Raw genomic sequence first — 26436 nt, 5'->3', positions numbered from 1 at the left:
GTCGACAGGTTTCACAGCAGTCACAAGGAGAGTCACAGGGGATGCTCAGGCTTGGCCCGCGCGAGTTCGGCGCACACGAGCCGGTGATCATGGCGATCGTGAACCGGACCCCTGACTCGTTCTACGACCAGGGCTCGACGTTCCACGACGAGCCCGCGCTCACCCGCGTCGAACAGGCCGTGGCGGAGGGCGCCGCGATCATCGACATCGGCGGGGTCAAGGCGGGCCCCGGCGACGAGGTGAGCGCGCAGGAGGAGGCGCGCCGCACGGTCGGCTTCGTGGCCGAGGTGCGCCGCCGCTTCCCGGACGTCGTCATCAGCGTCGACACCTGGCGGCACGACGTGGGCGCGGCGGTCTGCGAGGCCGGCGCCGACGTCCTGAACGACGCGTGGGGCGGCGTCGACCCCAAGCTGGCGGAGGTCGCGGCGCGGTACGGGAAGGGCCTGGTCTGCACGCACGCGGGCGGCGCCGAGCCGCGTACACGCCCGCACCGGGTCGCGTACGACGACGTGATGGCGGACATCCTCGACGTGACGGTGGGGCTCGCCGAGCGGGCCGTGGCGCTGGGGGTGCCGCGTGAGTCGGTGCTCATCGACCCGGGGCACGACTTCGGCAAGAACACCCGGCACAGCCTGGAGGCGACGCGCAGGCTGGGCGAGATGGTGGAGACGGGCTGGCCGGTCCTGGTGTCCCTGTCGAACAAGGACTTCGTCGGCGAGACCCTCGACAGGCCGGTCAAGGAGCGCGTGATCGGGACCCTTGCGACGACGGCGGTGTCGGCGTGGCTGGGCGCGCAGGTCTACCGGGTCCACGAGGTGGCCGAGACCAGGCAGGTGCTCGACATGGTGGCCGCCATCGCGGGCCACCGGCCCCCGGCGGTCGCCCGCCGAGGGCTCGCGTAGGCGCCTGTCCTCAGGGCCCTACTTGCCGACTTCCTTGGTCACGAGGGTGATCGCCTCTTCCACGTCGTCCGTGACGTGGAAGAGGAGCAGGTCGGCCTCGGAGGCCTTGCCCTGGGCGATGACGGTGTTCTTCAGCCAGTCGACCAGGCCGCTCCAGTACTGCGTGCCGAACAGGACGATCGGGAAGCGCGTGACCTTCGTGGTCTGGACGAGGGTGAGCGCCTCGAACAGCTCGTCCAGGGTGCCGAGGCCGCCCGGCAGGACCACGAAGCCCTGCGCGTACTTCACGAACATCGTCTTGCGGACGAAGAAGTAGCGGAAGTTCAGGCCGAGGTCGACGTACTGGTTGAGGCCCTGTTCGAAGGGCAGCTCGATGCCGAGGCCCACGGAGATGCCCCTGGCCTCGACGGCGCCCTGGTTCGCGGCCTGCATGGCGCCGGGGCCGCCGCCCGTGATGACGGCGAACCCGGCCTCCACGAGCGCCTTGCCGATGGCGACTCCGGCCGCGTACTCCGGCGAGTCCGTCTGCGTACGGGCCGAGCCGAACACGCTGATGGCGGGCGGGAGTTCGGCGAGCGTGCCGAAACCCTCGATGAACTCCGACTGGATGCGCAGGACCCGCCAGGGGTCGGTGTGCACCCACTCGGAGGGACCTTCGGAGTCGAGGAGGCGCTGGTCGGTGGTGCCCGCCTGGACCTGGTCGCGGCGACGGATCACCGGGCCGAGCCGCTGCTCCTTGGGACGCTTCCTGCCCTCGGGGTTGCTCATTCGCTGCTCCCTCCACTGCGTACGTGCAGCAAGGGTAGGTCTACGCGGGTTACGTACGGGGGACCTCGGAGTGTCAGGCCGTGAGCCAGGAGCGCAGTCGTTCCTCGACGGCGAGGATCTTGCGGGTGTCCACGTGCTCGTCCCTCTTGTGGGCGAAGATCGGGTCGCCGGGGCCGTAGTTCACGGCGGGGACGCCGAGCGCGCTGAACCGGGAGACGTCCGTCCAGCCGAACTTGGGGCGGGCCTTGCCGCCGACGGCCGCCATGAAGGCGGCGGCGGCCGGGTGGTCGAGGCCGGGGCGCGCGCCGCCGGTGTGGTCGTCGACCACGTAGTCGTCGATGTCGCAGCCCGCGAAGAAGTCCCGGACGAAGGCCTCGGCCTCCTCGGCGCTGCGGTCGGGCGCGTAGCGGAAGTTGACGGTGACCGAGCAGGCGTCGGGGATGACGTTGGTGGCGACGCCGCCCTCGATGCGCACGGCGTTGAGGCCCTCGTGGAACTGGAGTCCGTCGACGACGGGCTTGCGGGGCTCGTACGCGGCGAGGCGTTCGAGGATGGGGGCGGCCTTGTGGACGGCGTTGGAGCCCATCCACGCGCGAGCGGAGTGCGCCCGCTCGCCCTTGGTCGTCAGGATGACGCGCAGGGTGCCCTGGCAGCCGCCCTCGACCTCGCCGTCGGTGCCCTCCAGGAGGATCGCGAAGTCCCCCTCCAGCCAGTCGGGGTGGGCCTCCGCCACGTGTCCCAGACCGTTGAGGTGCGCGGCGACCTCTTCGTTGTCGTAGAAGACGAACGTGAGGTCGCGGTTGGGCTCGGTGACGGTCTGCGCGATGCGCAGCTGGACCGCGACGCCCGACTTCATGTCGCTGGTGCCGCAGCCCCACAGGACGCCGTCCTCGTCGAGGCGCGAGGGGACGTTGTCCGCGATCGGGACCGTGTCGATGTGCCCGGCGAGAACGACCCGCTCGGCGCGGCCCAGGTTCGTCCGCGCGACGATGTTGTTGCCGTACCGGTCGACCGTGAGGTGCGGCAGGGCGCGCAGGGCCGTCTCGATGGCGTCGGCGAGGGGCTTCTCCTGCCCGCTCGGCGACGCGAAGTCGACCAGCTGGGCGGTGAGCAGCGCGGCGTCCCGCGTGAGGTCAAGGGCGGTGAGGTCCATGGAGTCGACCCTAATGCCCGGCGGCCGCGGGCCCTGTCGGTGGCCTCCAGTACCTTTGACGCGTGCCTGAGCCCCCCACCCTCGTCCGGCGCGGCCGCCTCCTCCGTATCGGGGCGGCCGTCGTGGTGCTGCTCGCCGTCGCCGCGTATCTGGTGGTCCAGTACGTCTCGGGCGGCAGACCGGCCCCACGCTGCACGGTCGTGTCGGGGAACGGCGACGGCGCGACCTACGAGTTCACCTCCGAACAGGCGGTGAACGCGGCGACGATCTCGGCCGTCGGCACCTCGCGCGGCATGCCCGAGCGCGCCGTCACGATCGCCCTCGCGACCGCGCTCCAGGAGTCGGGCCTGCGGAACATCCATCACGGCGACCGCGACTCGCTGGGCCTGTTCCAGCAGCGCCCTTCGGAGGGCTGGGGCACGCAGGCGCAGATCATGGACCCGGTGTACGCGGCGGGGCGGTTCTACGAGCATCTGGACAAGATCCCGGGCTACTCGCGGCTGCCCCTGACGGTCGCCGCGCAGCGGGTGCAGCGCAGCGGTTATCCGCAGGCGTACGCGAAGCACGAGCCGGACGCCACGCTGCTCGCCGCGGCGCTGACCGGCCGGGCGGGCGCGTCGCTGACCTGCGAGGGCCGGCCGAGCGGCACGGAGGTCAGGAAGCCGGGCGATCCGGCGAAGGTGCGGGCTGCGCTGGTGCGTGACTTCGGGCGCGAGGTGTCGCCGGAGGCCGGCGCGGACGGGCACGACGTGACCGTCCCGGTGCCCGCCGCGGTGGACTCTGCCGAGGGCGCGGAGCAGCAGCGCGGCTGGGAGCTGGCGCACTGGGCGGTGGCGAACTCGTCGGCCCTGCACATCGAGCGGGTGTCCTACGCGGGCCGCGACTGGACCGCGGGCGACGACGGCGGCAGATGGAGCGGGGCCGCGGCGCAGGCCGCGGCAGGGGTCGAGAAGGGCCTGCGAGAGGTCCGGATCGTGACCGCGCAGTAGTGCGGTTGATAGCTCGATCGGGCGATGTACGTCATCCGGGGGCGACGTCCCGCACGGTTCTTCGCAGGGCCCGTGGGCATATGCGGAAATCCCTTGCGGGCAAAGGGGCGTAGGCGTTTTACGACCGTGCGACGGGCGAGGCGTTTGCCCGTTTTTCGCCGCAGATGATAATGCGACACATTGCCAACTCTTTATGTTGCGGGAGCGAAACCTTCGCGACCTTCGAGCGGTAGTCACTGCGTCCGAGCGCCGGGTGCCCGGCGCCTGACACCACCGTTCTCTCCCGTCTAAGGAGCATCAATGTCCCTCCCCCTGACCCGCCGGATCGCCCGTGCCGCGCTGCTGATCGCAGCGGGAGCGGCTCCCGTGGTCGGAGCGGCCGGATCCGCGAGCGCCGTAGACCTCCCGGCCACCCCGAACGTGGGCGGCCTCACCGCGCTCGACGGCGCGAACGTCGGCAACACCGTCGACGGCGCCGCCAAGAACGTCAGCGGCCTCGCTGGTGACGCGGGCAGCAAGGCCGTGAAGAAGGCCGTGCCGACCGCCGGCAAGGCCGTGGGCCGGAGCGCCAGGACGGCCACCCCCGCCGCCCAGAAGGCTGCCGGTGACGTCGCGGGCAGCGCCGGTGACGTGCTCGGCCGGACCGCGGGCGCGGCCACCGACGGCGGTGTGCCGACCGGCGCGCTCGGCAGCGGCCTGCCCACCGGCGCGCTCCCCGCCACGGGCGACCTGCCGACGCAGGGCCTGCCGCTCGGCTGAGCATCCGGCACCCGGCGAGAGTGAGAGGGGGCGGGGAGCCTGTGACGACAGGCTCCCCGCCCCCTTCGCTGTGCCGTGAGCTGTCCCGCGGACGCCCCGGCTCAGGCACCTTTCAGAAGCTCTGACTCCAGAAGCTCTGACTCCAGACGCCTCGACTCAGGACCCCGGGCTCAGACGCTCCGGCTCAGACGCCCCGGCTCAGACGCTCGACGGCCGCGGCCACGCGCTCGTCGCTCGCCGTCAGCGCCACGCGCACGAACCGGTCGCCCGCGGGACCGTAGAAGTCGCCGGGCGCGACCAGGATCCCCAGCTCCGCCAGATGCGCCACGGTGTCCCAGCAGGACTCGTCGCGCGTGGCCCACAGGTAGAGGCTCGCCTCGCTGTGCTCGATGCGGAAGCCGTGCCCGACCAGCGCCTCGCGCAGGGCCGCGCGGCGGGCCGCGTAGCGCCCGCGCTGCTCCTGTACGTGCTCGTCGTCACCGAGCGCCGCGACGACGGCCGCCTGCGTCGGGGCGGACGTCATCATGCCGCCGTGCTTGCGGATCTGGAGCAGGTCGCCGAGGACGGCGGCGTCACCGGCCAGGAAGGCGGCCCGGTAGCCGGCGAGGTTCGACCGCTTCGAGAGCGAGTGGACCGACACGATCCCCTCGTACGAGCCGCCGCAGACGTCCGGGTGCAGGACCGAGACCGGGTCCGCCTCCCAGCCGAGCTCGATGTAGCACTCGTCGGAGAAGACGAGGATGCCGTGCTCGCGCGCCCAGGCGACGATCCGGGTCAGCTCGTCCTTGGACAGGACGCGGCCGGTCGGGTTCGAGGGCGAGTTGAGCCACAGAAGCCTGATCCCCGTCGGGTCGAGCTCCGTGGGGTCGTCGTACGCGACGTGGTCCGCGCGGGCGAGGCGGGCGCCGACCTCGTACGTCGGGTAGGCCAGGCGCGGGTAGGCGACCTTGTCTCCCGGGCCGAGGCCCAGCTGCGTCGGGAGCCAGGCCACCAGCTCCTTGGAGCCGACGATCGGCAGGACGTTGTGGTGGGTGAACCCGCGCGCGCCGAGGCGCCGCTCGCTCCAGCCCACGAGTGCGTCCCGCAGCTCGGGCGTGCCCCACACCGTGGGATAGCCCGGCGAGTCCGCGGCCGCGATCAGCGCTTTCTGGATCAGCTCCGGCACCGGGTCGACCGGCGTGCCGACGGAGAGGTCGACGATCCCGCCCTCATGGGCGGCGGCCGTCTTCTTGTACGGCTCGAGCTTGTCCCAGGGGAACGTGGGAAGGCGGTCGGAGACTGCGGACACCTGGCTCACTTCTTTCGTACGTGCATGCGCATTGGGCAAACGCCTCGGTCCCGTACGGCGGGCGTGCCGTACGGGACCGGGGCGGCGCGATATGCGGCCCGCTTACTGGTTCTGCGGCGGAAGCGCGGCGATGAAGGCGTGGTCGCGCTCGATCAGGCCGAGCTTGCTGGCGCCGCCGGGCGAACCGAGCTCGTCGAAGAACTCGACGTTCGCCTTGTAGTAGTCCTTCCACTCTTCGGGAGTGTCGTCCTCGTAGAAGATCGCCTCGACCGGGCAGACCGGCTCACAGGCTCCACAGTCGACGCATTCGTCCGGGTGGATGTACAAGGACCGGGAGCCCTCGTAGATGCAGTCGACCGGGCACTCCTCGATGCACGCCTTGTCCTTCACGTCGACACAAGGCTGCGCGATGACGTAGGTCACGCTGTCGTTCCTCCTCGATAGGGCGCGGCGGGCCGATCTGCGGCTCCGTCCGCGTGGCGCGCGGGAGCGCGGCGTCGTCGATGCCCGCACCTAGTATCTCCGTTCCTGGGCATGATCCGAACAGGAGGGGTGGGCGGAGCTGTGGAATTCACTGCGGGCGGACGGCTCGAGGTTCGCTTGACGGCCTCTGACGTGGGAAAACGCGTGTCTGTGCGACGGCTGACCGAGGGCAGCTCGCCGGGTGCGAAGTTCACCGACACGGTCGGAGTTCTCACATCGTGGACCGATGGTGTGCTGCTCATCACAAAGCGGGGCGGCGAGCAGGTCCGCATTCCGGAATCTTCACTGGTCGCGGGGAAGGTCGTGCCGGCCGCGCCCGCCCGGCGCCGCGGGCCCGCCGCGTCGTACGAGGAGCTGGCGCGGGCGGCCGCACGCGCGTGGCAGCCGGTGGAGAGCGAGCGGCTCGGCGACTGGGAGCTGCGGGCTGCCTCCGGGTTCACCCGGCGGGCCAACTCGGTTCTGCCACTGGGTGATCCTGGGCTCCCCCTCGACGAGGCGCTGGCCCGCGTCCGCGCCTGGTACGAGCGGCGCGGACTGCCCGCGTACATCCAGACCGCGACCGGCGCCGAGGGCACGCAGGAGCTGCTGTGCGCGGAGCTGGAGGAGCGGGAGTGGGTGCGTGAGGTCAGCGCGGAGATGTGGGTCGGCGGGCTGGCGCCGGTCGCGGACGGCGCGGACCCCGGCGACGGGGTCGAGCTGACGCGGGAGCCGGGCGAGGCGTGGCTCGGCCGGTATCAGCGCAAGGGCGCGCGCGAGGTGGCCCTGAAGGTGCTGACCTCCGGACCCTCGGTGTGGTTCGCGACCGTGCCGGGCGAGGGCGGGGAGCCCGACGCGATCGGGCGGTGCGTCGTGGACGGGCGGTGGGCCGGCTTCGCCGCGGTCGAGGTGGCTCCGTCACGGCGGCGCCAGGGCCTGGCGTCCACCGTGATGACGGCGCTCTCGCGGCGCGCGCTGGAGGAGGGCGCGTCGGCGGCCTGGCTCCAGGTGGAGGCGGACAATGAAGGGGCTCGGGCGCTGTACGCGCGGCTGGGTTTCGCCGCGCACCACGCGTATCACCACTACCGCGCACCGGAACCGGACCCGGACCCGGCCGGGCACTGAGCGAGGCACGTATGTCCCCCCACATCTCACCCCGCTCCGAGGAGCTGCGCCGGCGGTTCGCCGAGGAGGCCAGGGCGGAGCGGCCCGATCTGTCGCAGCTGTGCCTGCTGGTGGCCGCCGAGGCGGACGGCTCGCTCGACGAGGCCGGGATGGACGCGGTCCAGATGGACCTCGACCGGCTCGCCGGGCAGGTGCCGTTCCGGCCCGGCGGCCCGCTGGCGTGGGCGACGGCGCTGGCCGGGCTGCTGGGCGCCCGCTGCGGTTTCCGTGGCACGCCGGGCGACTACGAGCGTCTGGAGTCGTCGCTCCTGCACGAGGTGGTGCGGCGCAGGCGGGGGCTGCCGATCCTGTTGTCGGTGGTGTGGATGGAGGTCGCGCGGCGGGCGGGGGCGCCGGTGTACGGGGTGGCGCTGCCGGGGCACTTCGTGGTCGGGTTCGGCCCCGCGGAGGATCAGGTGCTCGCCGACCCGTTCGACGGGGGCCGGGTCCTGACGGGCGCGGACGCGGAGCTGCTCGTGGCCGGTGCGACGGGGGCGCCGCTGAACGCGGCGATGCTGCAGCCGGCCGATCCGCTGGATGTCGTGCTGCGGATCCTGAACAACATCGGCGCGTGGGCGGCCCGGCGGCCGGAGCGGTCGGACGTGGCGCTGTGGGCCGTCGAGCTGTCGCTGCTGCTGCCCGCGCACCCGGCCCGGCTGCGCTACGCGCGGGCCCAACTCCTCGTCCGCAGCGGGGACTTCCTCGCGGGGGCGGCGGAGCTGGACGCGTATGCGGACGTGGTGGGCGCCGTGGACGCCCCGGCCGCCGAGACGGTGCGCGCGCAGGCGCGGGCGGCCCGGGCGATGCTCAACTGACCGGCTACAGCCAGCCCTTCTCACGGGCGATCCGTACCGCTTCCGCTCTGTTGCGCACGGCGAGCTTCTGGATGGCCGTCGAGAGGTAGTTGCGGACCGTGCCCTGCGACAGGTGCAGGGCCGCCGCCAGTTCGGCGTTGGTCGAACCGTCGGCCGCCGCGCGCAGGATCTCGCGTTCGCGGTCGGTCAGCGGGTTGGCGCCACCGGCGAGCGCGGCGGCCGCGAGGGTGGGGTCGATGACGCGCTCGCCGGCGAGCACCTTGCGTACGGCTTCGGCGAGTTGGGCCGCGGGAGCGTCCTTGACGAGGAACGCGTCGGCGCCGGACTCCATCGCCGTGCGGAGATAGCCGGGGCGGCCGAACGTGGTGAGGACGACGACCTTGAGGGCGGGCAGGTGCTCGCTGAGCTGGGCGGCGGCCTCGATGCCCGTCATGCCGGGCATCTCGATGTCCAGGAGCGCCACGTCGGGGCCGTGTGCGCGGGCCGCCTCGAGCACCTCGTCGCCGCGCGCCACCTGGGCGACGACCTCGATGTCGGGTTCGAGGCCGAGGAGCGCCGCGAGGGCCTCCCGCACCATCGACTGGTCCTCCGCGAGCAGGACCTTGATCTGAGCGCTCATGCGGCGGATCCTACGGAGCCCAGGGGCACCCGGGCCACCAGCAGGAACCCGCGGTCCCGCACGGGCGCCGCCTCCAGGGTGCCGCCGACACCCTCCACGCGTTCGCGCAGGCCCGTCAGGCCGTTGCCGGGTACGCCGCTGCCGCCCGCCGCGGCACCGGCCCCGTCGTCCTCCACCCTGAGCTCCAGGACGGGGCCGTCCAGGGTCTGGCGGTGGGCGATGCCGACCGTGCAGCGGTGGGCGCCGCTGTGCCGTACGGCGTTGGTGACGGCCTCGCGCAGGGTCCAGGCGAGGGCGGCCTCCTGTTCGGCGGGCAGGTCGTCGGGCGCGTCCGCGGGGACCTCGGCCTCGATGCCGGCGGCGGCCAGTGCGGCGCGCGCTCCGGCCAGTTCGGCGCCGAGACGCGGGCGCCGGTAGCCGGTGACGGCCTCCCGCACGTCGACGAGCGCCTGACGGCTGACCTGCTCGATGTCGGCGACCTGCTGGGCCGCCTTCTCGGGGTGGTCCGGGAGCATACGGCCGGCGAGCTCGCTCTTGAGCGTGATCAGGGAGAGCGAGTGCCCGAGGAGGTCGTGCAGGTCGCGGGCCAGACGCAGGCGCTCCTCGTTGGCCGCGAGCTGGGCGACGGTGGCGCGTGCCCTGCGCAGTTCGACGGTCGTGCGCACGAGCTGCCGTACGCCCGTCATCGCGAAGCCGCCGAGGAGGGCGGGCACCACCAGGCCGAGGTCCCAGCCGCGGCCGAGCGGGATCCCGAGGAGGACCATCGCGGCCGTGACCGCGACGATCGTCCAGCGGGCGTACCGCATGGGCAGTACCGCCCCGCAGGACACGGAGACGTACACGAACAGGACGAGCCACGGGGCGCCGAGCGTGAGGGACATGACGACGCCGACCGCGGCGAGTGCCCCGAGGATCGCGGCCAGCCGCCCAAGGCGCATGGCGCGGGCCGTGTGGCGGAAGACGAGGGCCAGGTAGACGCCGACGAAGGCGACCAGGCCGAGCCAGCCGAGGGCGGTGGCCCAGGCCGTGTGATCTCCGTTGACGAGGTCGTCGATCGGATCCGCCATGAAGACCAGCCAGATACCGATCCACAGCAGCTTGCGCAGGGCCTCACGGCGGTTGCGGGGCGACTGCCCCATGCCGGTGAGCCTGATCTCGTCCGGCGTCTTGGCGTTCACGCCTTCAGGGTGTCCTTCCGGTACAGCCAGGCCGCGCCGCCGGCGAAGACCAGGAAGTAGGCGATGATCAGCGCGACGTCCTTGCCGTGCGGGGCGTTGCCCAGCTCGATGGCCTGGCCCAGGGCAGCGTACGCGTGGGTGGGCAGCCAGGACGCGATGTCGCTGAGCCACTGCGGGAAGCCGGTCGAGGGGAACCACAGGCCGCCCAGGATCGAGAGACCGAAGTAGACGATCATCGTGATGGGGCGGACGGCGTCGCCGGTCGCGAGGTAGCCGATGGCGACACCGAGCGCGGCGAAGCACAGGCTGCCGGCCCAGATCGCGACGACGAGGGCGAGCCACTGCCAGGCGTCGAGCCGTACGCCCTTGGTGACGGCCGCCACGACGAAGACGACCACGATGGACGGCAGGCTGACCACGGCGGCGCTCGCGGTCTTGGCGAGGACGTAGCCGCGCCCGGGGAGCGTCGTCAGGCGCAGCTGGCGTACCCAGCCGCTCTCGCGCTCCTTGGCGATGCGCTCGCTGTTGCCCATGAGGACGGCGGTCAGGGCGCCGAAGGACGCCATCGACACCATCATGAACGCGGCGAGGTTCAGGCCGGTGCCGTCGACCATCGTCGAGCTGTCGGAGCTGCCCGCGATGAGCAGGAACAGGACCGACGGGTAGACGACGGAGAAGAACAGGAACTTCTTGTTGCGCAGGGCTCGGGTGATCTCGAGCTTGATCAGGCTGTTCATGACGTCCTGGCCTCCTCGGCCGTGGTGATGGCTACGAAGGCCTGCTCCAGGCCGAGGCCCGCGACCTCCAGGTTGCGCGGGTAGACACCGAGTCCGTACAGGGCGTGCACGGTGGCGTCTGCGTCGCTCGACTGGAGGCGCACGGTGCGGCCCGACACATCGAGGGTGGTGAGGAACGGCAGGGCGCGCAGGGCCTGTTCGTCGATGTCGCCCTCCAGATCGAAGGCGATCTTGCGGGCCCCCGCCCTGGCCTTGATCTCGGCGGCGGTGCCGTCGGCGAGGATGCGGCCGCGGTGCAGGACGAGGACGCGGTCGGCGATCGCGTCGGCCTCCTCCAGGTAGTGCGTGGCGAAGAGGACCGTGCGGCCCTGGTCGGCCTGTTCACGCATCGTGGCCCAGAACGCCTGGCGGGCCGAGACGTCCATGCCGGTGGTCGGCTCGTCGAGCACGATGAGGTCGTTGGCCCCGGCGGTGGCGAGGGCGAAGCGGACGCGCTGCTCCTGGCCGCCGGAGAGTTTGTTGACCTTGCGGTCGGCGATCTGCGCGATGCCCGCCCGGGACATCACGTCGCCCGGCTTGTACGGCTCGGGGTGCAGGGCGCAGGCGAGCTTCACGAGCTCGGCCACGGTGACCTCGTCCATCAGGCCGCCGCTCTGCAGCATGGCGCCGACGCGGCCCTGGACGATCGCGTCCCGGGGGCTGGTGCCGAAGACGCGGACGGTCCCGGTGTCCGCCGGGCGCAGGCCGAGGAGGAGATCGAGGGTGGTCGACTTGCCCGCGCCGTTCGGGCCGAGGAGGGCGACGGTCTCGCCCCGGTGCAGATCGAGGGTGAGCCCGTCCACGGCCCTGACGTCCCCGTAGCTCTTGCTCACCCGCTCGAAGCTGACCACCTCGGTGGCCTGTGCTGTCGTTGTCATGGAACCCATGGTGGCGGGTGGGGGTGGCCGCCCGGCAGTGTCGGGAAGCCGGAGTCCGGGATGACAGATGTCATGTCCGCGGGCGGCAGCACGGCGGGCGGGCCCCCGTGAGGGGACCCGCCCGGTGTGCGACGTGCCTACCGGTCATCCCGGGTTGGTCTCGATGACCCCGGTGCGCTCGGCGGGTGTCTTGCCCTTGAGGGCCTGCCGCATCACGCCGATGACGTCCTCGGGCGTCACCGGCGTCTTCTTGCCGGTGCCGCGCGTGATGAGGACGCCGTCGAACGTGTTGCCGTACAGCTTCTTCAGAGCGGCCTTGTCGTAGTACTCGACGAGCTTGCCGTCGACGGCCTTGACGCTGAGGATCTGCGGCAGTGACTTGGCGGGACCGAACGGGATCTGTGCGTTGCCCGCCTTGATGACGACGTTCGCGGACATGGCCGGCTCCGCGAACTCCTTCATCATCCGGTCGACCTCGGCGTCGGGGACGGTCGGCTTGCGGGTCGTCGTCGCCATCGGCACGGGCCGCGAGGCGCCCGTCTCCACATGCGTGCGGTACGCCTCCTCGACGGACGAGGAGGACCGGGCGACGTCGATGCCCTTGCCCGTCTTGCCGTACACGGCGATGGCCTTGCCGGGGACGAACTTGATCGTGCCGTCGCCGGAATCGGCGCCGCCGGCGGCCCGTTCGAGGGCGGCCTGGAGCTTCTCGTCGTCGACGGGCATGACCGGCTCCACGATGCGCTCGTTGCCGAACAGCGAGCCGATCACGGAGACCGGGTTGTAGTCGCTGCCCGCGGCCGCCGCCACCGTCGCCGTGCTGTCCAGGCTCAGACCCGCCTGGTCCGGCCTGAGCGGCACGGACTTGCCGTCGACCGACAGCTGGAGCGGGTCGGTGGTGCGCTTGCCGAACGCGGTGTCGAGCTTGGCCGCGGCCTCGTCACGGGTGCCGCCGCCGATGTCGACGCCGAGCACGGTCGTGTTCTTCGGCACGTCCGAGTGGTTCATCAGCAGACCGGCGCCGTACGCGACACCGGCGAGGCCCACGACGCCCGCGCCCACGAGGACGAGCTTGTTGCGGCCCTTCTTCTTGCGGGGCGCGGCCGGGGCGCTCTGGCCGACCGGGTCGGGGAGCTTCGGCGGGGTGTGCGGCAGCGGCCCGTCGGGGCGCGGGCCGCCGGGACCGAACGGCGCGTTCGGTCCGCCGGGGCCCGGTGTGACGACCGGGATGCCGCTGGTGAGCGTCTCGCCGGAGACATGGCCGCCCGGGCCCGGCTCGGGCGCGGGCCTCTGCGGCGTGAGGATCGCCGTGTCGTCGCTCATCTGCGGCGGCCGCTGACCGCCGGGCGGGCCACCGGCAGGTCCGCCGGGACGCGCCATCGGGCTGTCGCCGCCGGGACGCGCCATCGGGCTGTCGCCGCCCGCGGGTCCCGTGGTCGGGCCCGAAGGGCCGCGCGGGGGGACGCCGGGGCCCGAGCCGTCGGCGTTTCCTGCGAAGTAGGGAAGGTCGCCGCGGTGCGGGTCGCCGGAGTTCCCGGGCTGCGGCGGGCGGCCCTGCGACGTGGTGCCGCCGAGCGGCCCGGCCGCCACCGCGCCCGACACGTCGAACGCGCCGGAGCCGCCCGACGGGCCGGGCACCGCACCGGAGTTGCCCGGAGCGGGACTGTCGGAGGAGGCGCCTGCCTGGGGCGGGCCCGACTTGCGCGGCGCGAACCAGCTGCTCGTCTTCTCCTCCGCGGCCGGTGCGCTCTGGCCGTCACCCGAAGGAGGTGTCCGGGGGGCGGGGGCGGTGGGGGTCTGAGGTGCCGGGGCCGGCGGGGCGGCCGGGTCCGGGGTGGCGGGTCCCGCGTCCACGTCGCTCATGGGCGTACGCATCACTACGGGCGGGATGGGGCGCGATCCGGGGATGTTGATCCGGATCCGCGTCGTCAGCGTGGTCTCCGTCTTGCGTTCCTCGGGGACCGGCCGGCCCTCGGCGGGCTGCCCGGCATCGCCGGGCGCACCGTCGCCGGGACCGGAGCCCTGGGCGGGGGTGCCGTACGGAGGCGTCCCCGAGGGGTACGCGGCACCGCCGCGCCCCTGGGGCCCGGAGGACGAACTGTCAGTTTCACGGCTCAAAGCAGGTTCTCCCGGTTGGCTCCGCCGCCCGTCTCGACCTCACGCGGGCTGCCCGGCGGCGCGCACCACCATACTGGCCGCGGCCGGAACGCATCCGGTGACCGCCGACGAAACCCGTGCGGGGCACGGGCCGAAGTGGTACGTCACTTCCCAAGTCGGGCGGCGGGCCCCGGTGGTTGCCGGGACAGACCAAGGGTGGCGCACATCACAGCGATGGCCATCCCGCCGAGAAGGAACAGATAGGAGCCGGTTCCCGCACCGAAGAGGAAGTCGCCCTCGGGCCGGCTCGCCGTGAGCAGGATGACCGCGACGGCCCAGCCCACGGCGGGTGCGACGGCCCCTCCCCTGGTGCCCGTCGCCCGCGCCCCGCCGAGGAACGCGCCGGCCGCGCCGAGCAGCGCGAGCAGCAACCCGCCCGGGAAGAGGCCCCCTTGGACGAGGGAACCGGCCACTCCGACGAGCACGCCGAGCACGAGGAGCCCGGCCAGTACGGCGACGTGTCCGGCGTCGAGTCCGGCCCCCATCGGCTGGACGGGCGGGCCGGCCGGGGGCTTCGCGGCGCCGCTCGACGCCGCCGCCCGGCCGGACTTGGCCGGGTTGCCCGACTTGCCTGCGCCACTCATCACGCCACCACTCCCGCGAACAGGTCCGTCTCGTACGGCGCCTCTGCCTCGCCCCGCGCCAACTCGTAATACTCCACGTCGAAGACGGGCTGGGCGAGCCCGTTCGACAGGGCGAAGACCGGCTCGCCGCCGGGTGCGATCTCGACCTGGGTGGCGTGGGCGCGCATCGCGGCCGTCTTGGCCGCGACGAAGGCCCTGCCGTCGATCTCGGCGGTGACCCGCTCGTCGTCGACGACGCCCGGCACGTCGCCGATCTCGGCCGCGGCCTTGTACGGGGTCGAGCCGAGGACGCCGGCCAGCCACCGGAAGCGCTCCTCGGCCACGGACCTGGGCACCCGGTTCCAGTAGATCTTCGCGACGGTGTGGGTGTCGCCGAGGTCCCGGCGGAACGCGGGCTCGGCCGCGAGTTCGGCAGCGCGCATGGCGACGCGGTGGGCCTGGATGTGGTCGGGGTGGCCGTAGCCGCCGTCCGGGTCGTAGGTGACGAGGACCTGGGGACGGACCTCGCGGATCACCTCGACGAGATACGCGGCGGCCTCGTCCAGGTCGGTGGACCAGAAGGCGCCCGACCGGTCGTTCTGCTCGGCTCCCATCATCCCGGAGTCGCGGAAGCGTCCGGGGCCGCCGAGGAAGCGGTGGTCGGTGACCCCGAGCTCCTCCATGGCGGCGGTGAGCTCGCCGATGCGGTGCGGGCCGAGGATGTCCTCGCGGTCCGGGGCGAGGTGCGCGAGTACGTCCGGGATGACCTCGCCCTCCTCGCCGAGGGTGCAGGTCACCAGGGTGACGTGGGCACCTTCGGCCGCGTACTTGGCCATGGTGGCGCCATTGTTGATCGACTCGTCGTCGGGGTGCGCGTGCACGAGGAGCAGACGCCGGTCGGGCAGTTCCGTCATGCGACCCAGCCTAGGACTCCCGACGGCGCGACTAGAACTTGATCCCGCCGATCATGCCCGCGACGTTCGTCGTGATTTCGCTGATGGTGGGGGCGATGGAGGAGCTGGCGAGGTAGAACCCGAGGAGGACGCAGATGATCGCGTGCCCGGCCTTCAGACCCGATTTCCTGATCAGGATGAAGACGATGATCGCGAACAGCACCACTGCCGAGATCGAGAGTGCCACAGCGGTCCACCTCCCTTGATCCGAGTCCAACTGCCGTACGCCACGCGGTAGCCGAGCATTTCTTACCCACGCAGCGCTATGGATCATAACTATCCGTCCGGACGCATGAGTCGGTGCACGGCAGCAAGGGGGGCGCACGGTCGCACGGCCCCATAAGGTCGGGGGATGACCACCGAGCCTCTCTCCTTTCCGCGCCAGCACGCCCGCACCCAGCGCTTCACGCTCGGCGCACCACGGGCGTTCACGGTGGCGCCCGACGGCGAGCGCGTCGCCTTCCTGCGGTCCGGGTCCGGTACCGATCGGGCGAACGCGCTGTGGGTCCTGGACGTGACGTCCGGCGAGGAGCGGATCGCCGCCGATCCGCGGGTCCTCCTCGGCGGCGCCGAGGAGGACCTCTCGGACGAGGAGCGCTCGCGCCGCGAGCGCAGCCGCGAGGGCGCGGCGGGCATCGTCGCGTATGCGACGGACGCGGCCGTGGAGCTGGCCGCGTTCGCGCTGTCGGGTCGGCTGTTCACCGCGGAGCTGCGCGCGGGCACGACCCGTGAACTCCGCGAGCCCGCCCGTCACGGTCCGCTGATCGACCCGCGCCCCTCGCCGGACGGCCGCCAGGTCGCGTACGTGTCCGGGGGCGCCCTGCGCGTCGTCGGCGCCGACGGCGAGGGCGACCGGGCGCTCGCCGGTCCGGGCCAGGACGAGGCGTCGACCGTCACGTACGGGCTCGCGGAGTTCATCGCGGCCGAGGAGATGGGCCGCTCGCGGGGCTTTTGGTGGTCGCCCGACTCGGACCGGCTCCTGGTGGCCCGGGCGGACGACGCGGCGGTGCGGCGTTGGTGGATCGCGGATCCGGCGCACCCGGACCGCAAGCCCGCCCGCAACGCGTACCCGGCAGCGGGCACGCCCAACGCCGAGGTGCGGCTCTTCGTCATCGGCCTGGACGGGTCGCGCACCGAGGTGTCGTGGGACCGGGCGAGGTACCCGTATCTGGCGCGGGTGCACTGGTCGGCCGACGGGGCGCCGCTGATCCTCGTACAGGCCCGTGACCAGCTCAGTGAGCTGTATCTCGCGGTGAACGTCGAGGACGGTTCGACGCGCATGGTGCACGCCGACGAGGACGGGCAGTGGCTGGAGCTGTTCCCCGGTGTGCCGTCGTGGTCGCCGAGCGGGCAGCTCGTGCGGATCGCGGACGAGGGCGGGGCGCGGGTCCTCGCGGTCGGCGAACGGCCGCTGACCGGGCCGCAGTTGCATGTGCGAGCGGTCCTGGACGTGGGGGAGAGCGATGTGCTCGTCTCGGCTTCGGCGGGCTCGGCGGCGCCGGACCGGGAGACCGGTGAGGTGCATGTGTACCGGGTCAACGAGCTGGGCGTGGAACGCGTCTCGGACGGGCCGGGCGTGCACTCCGCGGTGCGCGCGGGCGGCGTGACCGTCCTGGCGTCCGCGCGCACCGACGAGCCGGGCACCCGGGTGCGGGTGATGCGGGACGGCAAGCAGATCGCGACCGTCGCCTCGCACGCCGAGCGCCCCTCGCTGAGCCCTCGCCTGACGCTCACGGAGGCGGCCGGCATCCCGTGCGCCGTCCTGCTCCCTTCCTCGTACGAGGAGGGGGACGGGCCACTGCCCGTACTGCTCGACCCGTACGGCGGCCCGCACGGGCAGCGGGTGCTCGCCGCGCACAATCCGCATCTGACGTCGCAGTGGTTCGCCGACCAGGGCTTCGCGGTCGTCGTCGCGGACGGCCGCGGCACTCCCGGCCACTCCCCCGCCCGGGAGAAGGCGATCCGCGACGACCTCACGCTCACGCTCGACGACCAGATCACGGCGCTGCACGCGCTGGCCGACGCCTTCCCGCTCGACCTGAACCGGGTGGCGATCCGCGGCTGGTCGTACGGCGGGTATCTGGCGGGGCTCGCGGTCCTGCGCCGCCCGGACGTCTTCCACGCGGGCATCGCGGGCGCCCCGGTCACGGACTGGCGGCTCTACGACACCCACTACACGGAGCGCTATCTGGGCGACCCGAAGGCCTCGCCACAGGTGTACGAGAAGAACTCGCTGGTCACCGACGACGGTCTGGCCGCGGCGGCGGGGCAGCACCGGCCGCTGATGATCGTGCACGGCCTGGCCGACGACAACGTCGTGGTGGCGCACAGTCTGCGGCTGTCGTCGGCGCTGCTCGCCGCGGGCCGCCCGCACGAGGTGCTGCCCCTGTCGGGCGTGACGCACATGACGCCGCAGGAGCAGGTCGCGGAGAACCTGCTGCTGCTCCAGGTGGACTTCCTGAAGCGCTCGCTGGGGCCGGCCTAGACAGGCGACCGGCCGGGGCGACATGGCGCGCCCCGGCCGGTCCACGGCACCCGCACGGCCGTACGCTGTTCAGCCTGACGCGTTCGTATATCGGTGCCGCGACGGCCAAGTTGCCTGTGTGTTAACGAAGTTGATGTGTATTTGTCGTGACACGGACGCCTATTCGGTGGGGACGACGTGCTTCTCCTCGGCGAAGTGGCAGGCCGAGTCGTGCTTCGCCGGTGAGTCCCCGATGCGGAACACGGCGGGCACCGCGAGCGCCGGCACCTCCAGTGCGCACCGCTCCTGCGCCTTCCAGCAGCGGGTGCGGAACCGGCAGCCCGAGGGCACGTTGGCCGGGGACGGCACGTCGCCGGTGAGGATGATCCGCTCGCGGTGCTCGCGCGCCTCCGGGTCGGGGACGGGCACGGCGGACAGGAGCGCCTGCGTGTAGGGGTGCGTGGGGTGTTCGTAGATCTGCTCGTCGGTGCCGATCTCGACGATCCGCCCGAGGTACATGACGCCGACCCGGTCGGAGATGTGCCGCACGATCGACAGGTCGTGGGCGATGAAGACGTAGCTGAGGTCGAACTCGTTCTGGAGGCTGTCGAGCAGGTTGATGACCTGCGCCTGCACGGAGACGTCGAGCGCGGAGACCGGCTCGTCGGCGACGATGATCTCGGGGCGCAGGGCGAGGCCGCGCGCGATGCCGATGCGCTGGCGCTGGCCGCCGGAGAACTGGTGCGGGTACCGGTTGATGTACTCCGGGTTGAGCCCGACGACGTCCAGGAGGTCCTGCACCTTGCGGCGCCGGTCGCCCTTGGGCGCGACCTCGGGATGGATCTCGTACGGCTCCCCGATGATGTCGCCGACCGTCATGCGCGGGTTGAGGGACGTGTACGGGTCCTGGAACACCATCTGGATGTTGCGGCGGACGGCCTTGAGGGCACGCCCGGACAGCTTGGTGATGTCCTCGCCCCTGTACTTGATCTCCCCGGCGGTCGGCCGCTCCAGGTTGACCAGCATCTTGGCGACGGTCGACTTGCCGCAGCCGGACTCGCCGACGATGCCGAGGGTCTCGCCCCGGCCGAGCACGAAGTCGACGCCGTCGACGGCCCTGACCGCGCCGACCTGCTTCTTGAACAGGATCCCCTGAGTGAGCGGATAGTGCTTGACCAGCCCGCTGACCTCCAGGATCGGCTCGCGGGCCGGCACGGGGGCGGCGGCGTGCGCCTCTTTCGCCAGGTCAGCCATCGAGCGTCTCCTTCCAGAAGTAGCAGGCGCTCCGGCGCGTCGGGCTCACCTCGAAGAGCGGGGGAACGTCCGCGCGGCACACGTCCTGGGCCATCGGGCAGCGCGGGTTGAAGGCGCAGCCGGGCGGGATCCGCATCAGGTTGGGCGGCAGGCCCTTGATCGCGTACAGCTCCTGGCCCTTCTGGTCCAGGCGCGGGATCGATTCGAGCAGGCCCTTGGTGTACGGGTGGGCGGGCGCCTTGTAGATCGTGTGCACGGGCGCCGTCTCGACGATGCGGCCCGCGTACATGACGGCGATCTTGTCGGCGACGTCGGCGACCACGCCGAGGTCGTGCGTGATGAGGATGAGGCCCATCCTGAGCTCGCGCTGGAGTTCGGCGAGCAGCTCCATGACCTGGGCCTGGACGGTGACGTCGAGGGCGGTGGTGGGCTCGTCGGCGATGATCAGGTCCGGTTCCAGGGCGAGCGCCATCGCGATCATGATGCGCTGGCGCATACCGCCGCTGAACTGGTGCGGGTACTGGCCGACCCGCTCCTTGGCGGCGGGGATCCTGACGCGGTCCATCAGCTCGACGGCCTTGGCCTTGGCGTCCTTGCGGGACATCCCCCGGTGGACGGTGAACATCTCGCCGAGCTGCTCGCCCACGGACAGCACGGGGTTGAGGGAGCTGAGCGCGTCCTGGAAGATCATCGCCATCTTCGCGCCGCGGACCTTGCGCCGCTCGTCCTCCTTGAGCTTGAGGAGGTCCGCGCCCTGGAAGAGGATCTCGCCGCCGGTGATCTTTCCGGGCGGGACGTCGAGGATGCCCATGATCGCCTGCGCGGTCACGGACTTGCCGGACCCCGACTCACCGAGCACGGCCAGGGTCTCGCCCTCGTCGACGGTGTAGCTGACGCCGTTGACGGCGTTGGCGACCCCGTCCCGCATCCGGAACTCCACGTGCAGATCGCGCACTTCGAGCAGCATGGGCGCCTACCTCAGCTTGGGGTCGAGGGCGTCGCGCACCGCGTCGCCGAGCATGATGAACGCGAGCACGGTGATCGCGAGGGCGCCGGCGGGCCAGAGCAGCATGTGCGGGGCGTTGCGGATGTACTGCGACGCCGAGGAGATGTCGATGCCCCAGCTCACGGTGGGCGGCTTCAGACCGACGCCGAGGTACGAGAGCGTCGCTTCGAGGGAGATGTACGTGCCGAGCGCGATGGTGGCGACGACGATGACCGGCGCGATCGCGTTGGGCAGGATGTGCCGCAGCATCATCCGGGAGTTGGAGGCGCCGAGCGCCCGCGCCGCCTGCACGTAGTCGTTCTGTTTGGCCGTGATGACGGAGCCGCGGGCGATGCGGGAGAGCTGCGGCCAGCCGAGCAGCACCATGAACCCGATGACCGGCCAGACGGTGGAACTGGTGACCACGGACAGGAGCACCAGGCCACCGAGGACGACGGGGATGGCGAAGAAGATGTCGGTGATGCGGGACAGGATCGCGTCCCACGCCCCGCCGAAGAACCCGGCGAGTCCGCCGAGGACGCTGCCGAGCAGGGCGACGCCGACGGTGGCGCAGACGCCGACGGTGACGGAGGCGCGGGCGCCGTACACGGTGCGCGTGTAGACGTCGCAGCCCTGGCCGTTGAAGCCGAACGGATGGCCGGGCTGGGAGCCCTCCTGGGCCTTGGCGAGATCGCAGGAGAGCGGGTTGCCGGAGGCGATCAGCGAGGGCCAGATCGAGATGATCACGAGGAAGACGATGACCAGGCCCGAGATGATGAAGACGGGGTTGCGCCGCAGATCGCGCCAGGCGTCCGACCAGAGGCTTCTCGGCCTGCCCGCGGGTCCCGTGCCTTCGGGGCCGCCCGGAGTCTTCTCCAAGGTCGTCCCCTCACTGGTGGCGAGGTCCATGGCGCCGCCCGCGCCCGTCGCGGCGATGGCTCCTCCGTCCTCCGGGACACGTCCCCCGCCGGATGTGTAGGGCTCCGGCGGCTCGGGTTCAGGCATAGCGGATCCTCGGGTCGAGTACGGCGTACAGGAGGTCGACGATCAGGTTGGCCGCCAGGAAGACGAGGACGAGCACGGTCACGAAGCCGACGACGGTCTGGGTGTTCTGCCGGACGATGCCCTGGTAGAGCTGGTAGCCGACGCCGTGGATGTTGAAGATCCGCTCCGTGACGATGGCGCCTCCCATCAGGGCCCCGATGTCGGTGCCGATGAAGGTGACGACCGGGATCAGCGAGTTGCGCAGCAGGTGCCGGACGATGACGCGACGGCGCGGCAGGCCCTTGGCGATGGCCGTACGGACGTAGTCGGCGCGGCGGTTCTCGGCGATCGAGGTCCTGGTGAGCCGGGTGACGTACGCGAGGGAGACCGAGGCGAGCACGAGGCCGGGGACGATCAGCTCGGAGAACGTCGCCTCCGTGGACACCGCGGGTTTGATGATCCCCCACTCGACGCCGAGCAGGAGCTGGAGGAGCAGACCGGTGACGAAGGTCGGGACGGAGATGACGACCAGGGTGAGCAGCAGCACGGTGGTGTCGACGGGACGTCCGCGGCGCAGGCCGGTGACGACGCCGAGCGAGATGCCGATGACGATCTCGAAGAGGATCGCCACGATGGTCAGGCGGATCGTCACGGGGAAGGCGGTCGCCATCAGTTCGGTGACCTTCTGGCCGTTGAACGCGGTGCCGAAGTCGCCGGTGAAGACGTTCCCCATGTAGGTCAGGTATTGCTGCCAGACGGGCTTGTCGAGGCCGAACTCCTTCTCCAGCTGGGCGGCCGTGGCGGGGTCGCACTGCTTGTCGCCGCACAGTCCCGCGATGGGGTCGCCCATCACGTTGACCATCAGGAAGATGAGCAGCGTCGCGCCGAAGAAGACGGGGATCATCTGCAGCAGACGCCTGATCACATAACGTCCCATACGGGCTCCCGAATCGGGGGGAGCGGCCGCCCTTCAGGCGCCGGACCGCCGCTCCCCGGGCGTCAGCTGACCTTGATCTCGTTGTAGACCGGAACGCTGAACGGGTTGAGGGCGACGTGGGAGACCCTGTCGGAGTAGCCGGCGCTGCCGTTCTGGTACCAGAGCGGGATGGCCGCCATGTTGTCCCTGACGACGCCTTCGGCCTGCTGGAAGATCTTGACGGCCTTGGCGCGGTCGGACTCGGCGTTGGCCTGGTCGACGAGCTTGTCGAACTCCTTGTTGGACCACTTGCCGTCGTTGGACGAGGCGTTGGTGTAGTACAGCGGCTGCAGGAAGTTCTGGATGAGCGGGTAGTCCATCTGCCAGCCGGCGCGGAAGGGGCCCGTCATCTTCTTCTGCGTGATCTTGTTGCGGAAGTCGGCGAAGGTGCCGGTGGGCAGGCCGACGCAGGCCTTGTCGTTGCCCAGCGCGTTGTTGATGCTGTTGCAGACGGCGTCGACCCACTCCTTGTGGCTGCCGGTGTCGGCGTTGTAGCCGATCTTCACCTGGCCGCCGGGGATGCCGCCGCCCTCCTGGATCAGCTTCTTGGCCTCGGTGGGGTTGTAGTCGCAGCCGGCGCCGCACAGGCCGTCCTGGAAGCCGCCGTCCTTGCCGAGGACCGGCGAGGTCCAGTCCGTGGCCGGGGTGCGGGTCTTCTGGAAGATCGTCTCGGTGATCTGCTTGCGGTTGATCGCCATCGACAGGCCCTTGCGGACCTTGTCGCTGTCCGCCTTGTTCCACGCGGGGTCGTAGAAGGGGAAGGCGAGCGTCTGGATGATGCCGGCGGGGGTGTTGATGTACCGGCCGCTGAGGTCGGCGTTGACGTTCTTGAGCTGCGAGGCCGGGACGTCGTCGACGAGGTCGAGGTTGCCGGCCGTCAGGTCGGTGTACGCCGTGTTGTTGTCGGTGTAGACCTTCAGGTCCACGCCGCCGTTCTGCGCCTTGTCGGTGCCCGGGTAGGCGTCCCACTTGCGCAGGGACATCTGGGAACCCTTGGTGTAGTTCTCGATCGTGTACGGGCCGTTGCCGACCGGCTTGCTCACCCACGCGTCGTGGTGCTCGAAGAAGGCCTTGGGGAGCGGGGCGAAGGCCGCGTAGCCGAGCGTGTCGGGCCACAGCGAGAACTTCTGGTTGAGCTTGACCGAGAAGGTGAGGGGGCCGGTGACCTTGAGCCCGGACAGGTTGGTGGCGCTCGGGCTGCCGGAGTCGGGGTGGACCTTGTCGTAACCGTCGATCTGGCCGAAGAAGTAGGCGTTCTTCTGGTTGTTCCTCAGGTTCGCGCCGTAGTTCCAGGCGTCCACGAAGGACTGCGCGGTGACCTTCTCCCCGTTGGAGAACGTCCAGCCGTCCTTGATCGTGATCTTGAAGTTGACCGAGTCCGTGGTCTCGATCTTGTCCGCGAGCATGTTCTCGGCGGCGCCCGTCTTCGAGTTGTAGCGCTTCAGGCCACGGAAGATCATGTCCATGACCTTGCCGCCCTGGACCTCGTTCGTGTTCGCGGGCTCCAGCGGGTTCTGCGGGTCACCCCAGGACGAACGGACGACCCCCGAGCCGTCGCCGCCACCGCCGCCACTGCCGCCCCCACCGCCACAGGCCGTCGCGGCGAGAGCGACGGCCACCGCGCATACGGCCCACTTGGCGTGCGTGGCTCCACGCATGGAGTGCCTCCTCGGAGTGCTTCTGGGTCGGCGCCTTACGACACTTAGGCCCAAATATCGTCCGTACGGAGACATAACGCACTTTCAGCCCGCCCGTACGAGCCCCAGTTCGCACGGGTGGGTCAGCAGATTGCCGAGCAGTCCCTCTCGGTCACCCTCCTTGTATGCGCGGGCCACTCCGGTCAGCCGCTGCCCGTCCGGACGCAGTTCCAGACCGAGCACGGGACTGCCGACCCGGGCGTCGGCGGTCGGCAGTTGCACGGGGAAGGAGCCGCGCAGCGCGAGCGTGGCCGTGGCTTCGACGGGCGCGGTGGCGCTCTCCCCACCGGTGGTGAGTGCGGCGCGGGCGCCCGGCAGGATCCGCAGCCGCAGCGGGACCTCGCCCTCCGGAGTCGAGGCGTGGCCCGCCCACTCCCCCTCCTCCAGGGTCAAGGGGAGCGCGGGCACGGAGAACACCGGGGAGATCAGTTCGGGAGCGAAGCCGGGCACCAGCTCGCCGAGGACGTGGTCGACGACCGCGTCGCGGGCCGCCTTCGCCGTCGTGTTCGTCAGGACCGCCACGGACAGACCGAGTTCCGGCGCGGACACCGCCATCGCCGCCACGCCGCCCATGCCGCCGCCGTGGCTGACCAGCAGGGGTCCTTCGCCGCGCGAGACGCACCAGCCGAGGCCGTAGCCGAGGTGCTCGCCGATCGGGACGGCGTCGAGGACCTCGGCGGCCGTCCCCCGCTTCAGGAGCCGCGGCCACGACTGGGCGAAGAGGGCGAGCTGAGGGGCCGTCGCCCAGCCGAGCGTGGCGCCGGGATGGCTGGTGCGCAGGCCTTCCGGGTACGGGCGCCCGTCGGAGGTGTAGCGGGTCGCGGCTGCCGGACAGGCCGTGGCGATGCGGAAGCCGTCGAGCCCGAGCGGCCCGAGGACCCGCTCCCGGGCGTATGTCGCGAGGTCCTGTCCGGTGGCTTCCTCCAGGAGCCGGCCGAGGAGCCGGTAGCCGAGGTTCGCGTACTCGAAGCCGGAGCCGGGCGCGCGGTGGAGCCTCGTGTACGGCTCCGCGTCCACGGTCGGCTCGCCCTCCTCGCCGTAGTGGAAGTCGTAGTGCGCGCCGAGCCCGCCCCGGTGCCGCAGGAGCTGACGAGGGGTCGCGCCGAGCGGTCCCGGTGTGTCCAGTCCGAGCAGCCCCTCGTCGGCCGCGACGCAGACCGCCGCGGCCGTGACCGGCTTGGTGACGGAGGCGAGGGCGTACGGGGTGTGCGCGGTGGCGGGGATCCCCGTGCCGCCGGTGTCGGCAAGCCCGTACGCCTGGGCGAGGATCACCTCGCCGCGCACCGCGACCGCGACCGAGACGGACGGGCACCCGTGCTCCGCCATCGCCCGTGCGCACCGCTCACCGAGGTCGTCCAGCATGTGCCGCCCCTCTCCCTCGCCCGCTCGTTCCTGGATCATCGCCCACGCCGTGACCGCCACGGCCACCGGCCCGGAACACGCCGACGGCCCGTCACCGGTGTGTCACCGGTGACGGGCCGTGGTCGGCTGTGGCGCGGACGGTCAGGCGTCCTGGCCGGACTCGTCCTCGAGGGCCGCGAGGGCCGGGTCGAGCACGATGTCCTCGCCGCGGTCCTCGGTCGTCGGGTCCTCCGGGAAGTGGCAGGCCGTGAGGTGGCCCTCTCGGCTGCCGGAGATCTGGACGAGCGGCGGCTCCTCCGTGGCGCACTTGTCCTGCGCCTTCCAGCACCGGGTGCGGAAGCGGCAGCCGGACGGCGGCGAGATCGGCGAGGGGACGTCGCCCTCCAGGCGGATCCGCTCCTTCTTCGCCGCGTCGATGTCCGCGTCCGGCACGGCCGACATCAGCGCGTGCGTGTACGGGTGACGGGGGCGGTTGTAGAGCGAGTCGCGGTCGGCGATCTCCACGATCTTGCCCAGGTACATCACCGCGACGCGCTGCGAGAAGTGCCGCACGATGGCCAGGTCGTGGGCGATGAAGACGAACGCGATGCCCATCTCCCGCTGCACCTTCTGCAGCAGGTTGACGACCTGGGCCTGGATCGACACGTCGAGCGCGGAGACCGGCTCGTCCGCGACGATCAGCTTCGGCTCGAGGGCCACGGCCCTGGCCACGCCGATGCGCTGCCGCTGGCCGCCCGAGAACTCGTGCGGGAAGCGGTTGTAGTGCTCCGGGTTCAGGCCGACGATCTCCAGCAGCTCCCGCACGCGCGCCTCGCGGCCGCCGGGCGGGTTGATGCCGTTGATCTCCATCGGCCCGGAGATGATCGAGCCGACCGTCTGACGCGGGTTCAGCGACGCGTACGGGTCCTGGAAGATCATCTGGATCTCGGACCTGATGGGCGCCAGCTGCTTGCGGTTGGCCGTGCTGATGTCCTGGCCGTTGTACGTGATCGTGCCGTTGGTCGGCTCGTACAGGCGGGTCAGCAGACGGCCCGTCGTCGACTTGCCGCAGCCGGACTCGCCGACGAGACCGAGGGCCTCGCCCCGGAAGACGTCGAAGGAGACGCCGTCGACGGCCTTGACGGCGCCGATGGTCCGCCGGATCGGGAAGCCGCCCTTGATCGGGAAGTGCTTCGTCAGGTCCTTGACCTGGAGGAGCGGTGCGCTGTCCGCGTCCCGCTGCTGCGGGATCGCTTCCGCGACCGCCGTGGTGGTCTGGTTGTTCTCGCTCATGGTCATGCCCCAGTCGCCGGT

25 protein-coding genes are annotated in these 26436 nt (G+C 71.5%); 6 read left to right on the top strand and 19 right to left on the bottom strand.

Features of this window, described 5'->3' with window-relative positions; all coding sequences use genetic code 11:
• Positions 1-41: 41 nt before the first annotated feature.
• Positions 42-902, top strand: coding sequence for a dihydropteroate synthase (gene folP, locus ACFC96_RS25900; RefSeq protein ID WP_376257896.1), 861 nt, complete (start codon positions 42-44; stop codon positions 900-902).
• Positions 903-920: 18 nt separating this feature from the next.
• Here folP and ACFC96_RS25895 read toward each other — a convergent pair whose 3' ends face one another.
• Together ACFC96_RS25895 and dapE are read right to left on the bottom strand one after the other, a co-directional pair.
• A complete protein-coding gene (locus ACFC96_RS25895) occupies positions 921-1670 on the bottom strand; it encodes a TIGR00730 family Rossman fold protein (protein ID WP_376257894.1) in 750 nt (249 codons plus the stop codon).
• A gap of 73 nt (positions 1671-1743) precedes the next feature.
• The gene (dapE, locus tag ACFC96_RS25890) at positions 1744-2823 is read right to left on the bottom strand and encodes a succinyl-diaminopimelate desuccinylase (RefSeq protein ID WP_376257892.1); all 1080 of its coding nucleotides are present in this window, start codon (positions 2821-2823) and stop codon (positions 1744-1746) included.
• A 62-nt stretch (positions 2824-2885) separates the two neighbouring features.
• Here dapE and ACFC96_RS25885 point away from each other — a divergent pair, with 62 nt between their 5' ends.
• Together ACFC96_RS25885 and ACFC96_RS25880 are read left to right on the top strand one after the other, a co-directional pair.
• A complete protein-coding gene (locus ACFC96_RS25885) occupies positions 2886-3812 on the top strand; it encodes a heavy metal transporter (RefSeq protein ID WP_376257891.1) in 927 nt (308 codons plus the stop codon).
• A gap of 300 nt (positions 3813-4112) precedes the next feature.
• Positions 4113-4571, top strand: coding sequence for an ATP-binding protein (locus ACFC96_RS25880; protein WP_376257889.1), 459 nt, complete (start codon positions 4113-4115; stop codon positions 4569-4571).
• Between the two features lie 184 nt (positions 4572-4755).
• Here the strand turns inward: ACFC96_RS25880 and ACFC96_RS25875 are convergent, their stop codons facing one another.
• Positions 4756-5859 carry a bifunctional succinyldiaminopimelate transaminase/glutamate-prephenate aminotransferase gene (locus ACFC96_RS25875; RefSeq protein WP_376257887.1) on the bottom strand — a complete coding sequence of 368 codons (1104 nt, stop codon included), beginning with the start codon at positions 5857-5859 and terminating at the stop codon, positions 4756-4758.
• 102 nt (positions 5860-5961) lie between these two features.
• The gene (fdxA, locus tag ACFC96_RS25870) at positions 5962-6282 is read right to left on the bottom strand and encodes a ferredoxin (RefSeq protein WP_030573070.1); all 321 of its coding nucleotides are present in this window, start codon (positions 6280-6282) and stop codon (positions 5962-5964) included.
• A gap of 141 nt (positions 6283-6423) precedes the next feature.
• On the opposite strand from fdxA, the gene ACFC96_RS25865 reads away from it, so the two are divergent.
• Together ACFC96_RS25865 and ACFC96_RS25860 are read left to right on the top strand one after the other, a co-directional pair.
• Positions 6424-7443, top strand: a complete 1020-nt coding sequence (locus ACFC96_RS25865) for a GNAT family N-acetyltransferase (RefSeq protein ID WP_376614329.1) — start codon at positions 6424-6426, stop codon at positions 7441-7443.
• An 11-nt stretch (positions 7444-7454) separates the two neighbouring features.
• On the top strand, positions 7455-8297 hold the full coding sequence (locus tag ACFC96_RS25860; protein WP_376257883.1) for a tetratricopeptide repeat protein: 843 nt from the start codon (positions 7455-7457) through the stop codon (positions 8295-8297).
• A 4-nt stretch (positions 8298-8301) separates the two neighbouring features.
• On the opposite strand, the gene ACFC96_RS25855 is transcribed toward ACFC96_RS25860, so the two are convergent.
• From ACFC96_RS25855 to ACFC96_RS25820, 8 genes are all read right to left on the bottom strand, one after another.
• The gene (locus tag ACFC96_RS25855) at positions 8302-8916 is read right to left on the bottom strand and encodes a response regulator transcription factor (protein WP_362903721.1); all 615 of its coding nucleotides are present in this window, start codon (positions 8914-8916) and stop codon (positions 8302-8304) included.
• Positions 8913-10055, bottom strand: a complete 1143-nt coding sequence (locus tag ACFC96_RS25850) for a sensor histidine kinase (RefSeq protein WP_376614426.1) — start codon at positions 10053-10055, stop codon at positions 8913-8915. The genes ACFC96_RS25855 and ACFC96_RS25850 overlap by 4 nt, the downstream gene beginning before the upstream one ends.
• A 35-nt stretch (positions 10056-10090) precedes the next feature.
• Complete coding sequence (locus ACFC96_RS25845; protein WP_376257879.1) at positions 10091-10831, bottom strand: ABC transporter permease; 741 nt, start codon at positions 10829-10831, stop codon at positions 10091-10093.
• Positions 10828-11748, bottom strand: a complete 921-nt coding sequence (locus ACFC96_RS25840; RefSeq protein WP_376257877.1) for an ABC transporter ATP-binding protein — start codon at positions 11746-11748, stop codon at positions 10828-10830. Before ACFC96_RS25840 ends, ACFC96_RS25845 begins: the two co-directional genes overlap by 4 nt.
• Positions 11749-11892: 144 nt before the next feature.
• On the bottom strand, positions 11893-13866 hold the full coding sequence (locus ACFC96_RS25835) for a hypothetical protein (protein WP_376614327.1): 1974 nt from the start codon (positions 13864-13866) through the stop codon (positions 11893-11895).
• 143 nt (positions 13867-14009) lie between these two features.
• Positions 14010-14390 (bottom strand): DUF6113 family protein, encoded by a 381-nt coding sequence (locus tag ACFC96_RS25830; RefSeq protein ID WP_376614424.1) that lies wholly within the window; start codon positions 14388-14390, stop codon positions 14010-14012.
• 98 nt (positions 14391-14488) lie between these two features.
• The gene (mshB, locus tag ACFC96_RS25825; RefSeq protein WP_376614325.1) at positions 14489-15382 is read right to left on the bottom strand and encodes an N-acetyl-1-D-myo-inositol-2-amino-2-deoxy-alpha-D-glucopyranoside deacetylase; all 894 of its coding nucleotides are present in this window, start codon (positions 15380-15382) and stop codon (positions 14489-14491) included.
• A gap of 31 nt (positions 15383-15413) precedes the next feature.
• Positions 15414-15608: a hypothetical protein gene (locus ACFC96_RS25820; RefSeq protein WP_376257871.1), complete on the bottom strand. Its 195-nt coding sequence runs from the start codon at positions 15606-15608 to the stop codon at positions 15414-15416.
• Between the two features lie 165 nt (positions 15609-15773).
• Here ACFC96_RS25820 and ACFC96_RS25815 point away from each other — a divergent pair, with 165 nt between their 5' ends.
• Positions 15774-17906, top strand: coding sequence for a prolyl oligopeptidase family serine peptidase (locus ACFC96_RS25815; protein WP_376614323.1), 2133 nt, complete (start codon positions 15774-15776; stop codon positions 17904-17906).
• Positions 17907-18065: 159 nt separating this feature from the next.
• On the opposite strand, the gene ACFC96_RS25810 is transcribed toward ACFC96_RS25815, so the two are convergent.
• The 7 genes from ACFC96_RS25810 to ACFC96_RS25780 all read right to left on the bottom strand — a co-directional run bounded on the left by ACFC96_RS25810 (position 18066) and on the right by ACFC96_RS25780 (position 26415).
• Positions 18066-19139, bottom strand: coding sequence for an ABC transporter ATP-binding protein (locus tag ACFC96_RS25810; RefSeq protein WP_376614321.1), 1074 nt, complete (start codon positions 19137-19139; stop codon positions 18066-18068).
• Positions 19132-20106 carry an ABC transporter ATP-binding protein gene (locus tag ACFC96_RS25805; protein WP_376257865.1) on the bottom strand — a complete coding sequence of 325 codons (975 nt, stop codon included), beginning with the start codon at positions 20104-20106 and terminating at the stop codon, positions 19132-19134. The genes ACFC96_RS25810 and ACFC96_RS25805 overlap by 8 nt, the downstream gene beginning before the upstream one ends.
• A 6-nt stretch (positions 20107-20112) precedes the next feature.
• A complete protein-coding gene (locus ACFC96_RS25800) occupies positions 20113-21129 on the bottom strand; it encodes an ABC transporter permease (protein ID WP_376257863.1) in 1017 nt (338 codons plus the stop codon).
• Complete coding sequence (locus tag ACFC96_RS25795; protein ID WP_376257861.1) at positions 21122-22045, bottom strand: ABC transporter permease; 924 nt, start codon at positions 22043-22045, stop codon at positions 21122-21124. The genes ACFC96_RS25800 and ACFC96_RS25795 overlap by 8 nt, the downstream gene beginning before the upstream one ends.
• A 62-nt stretch (positions 22046-22107) precedes the next feature.
• Positions 22108-23742, bottom strand: coding sequence for an ABC transporter substrate-binding protein (locus ACFC96_RS25790; protein WP_376257859.1), 1635 nt, complete (start codon positions 23740-23742; stop codon positions 22108-22110).
• 84 nt (positions 23743-23826) lie between these two features.
• Entirely contained in the window at positions 23827-25182 is a 1356-nt protein-coding gene (locus ACFC96_RS25785) for a serine hydrolase domain-containing protein (RefSeq protein WP_376614319.1), read from the bottom strand.
• Positions 25183-25284: 102 nt separating this feature from the next.
• Positions 25285-26415, bottom strand: a complete 1131-nt coding sequence (locus tag ACFC96_RS25780; protein ID WP_376614317.1) for an ABC transporter ATP-binding protein — start codon at positions 26413-26415, stop codon at positions 25285-25287.
• Positions 26416-26436 lie beyond the last annotated feature (21 nt).

The organism is Streptomyces sp. NPDC055955 (assembly GCF_042270245.1).
GTDB lineage: Bacteria > Actinomycetota > Actinomycetes > Streptomycetales > Streptomycetaceae > Streptomyces.
The sequence above is the reverse complement of the archived record's forward strand: the minus strand, read 5'-3'. Positions and strand labels throughout refer to the sequence as shown.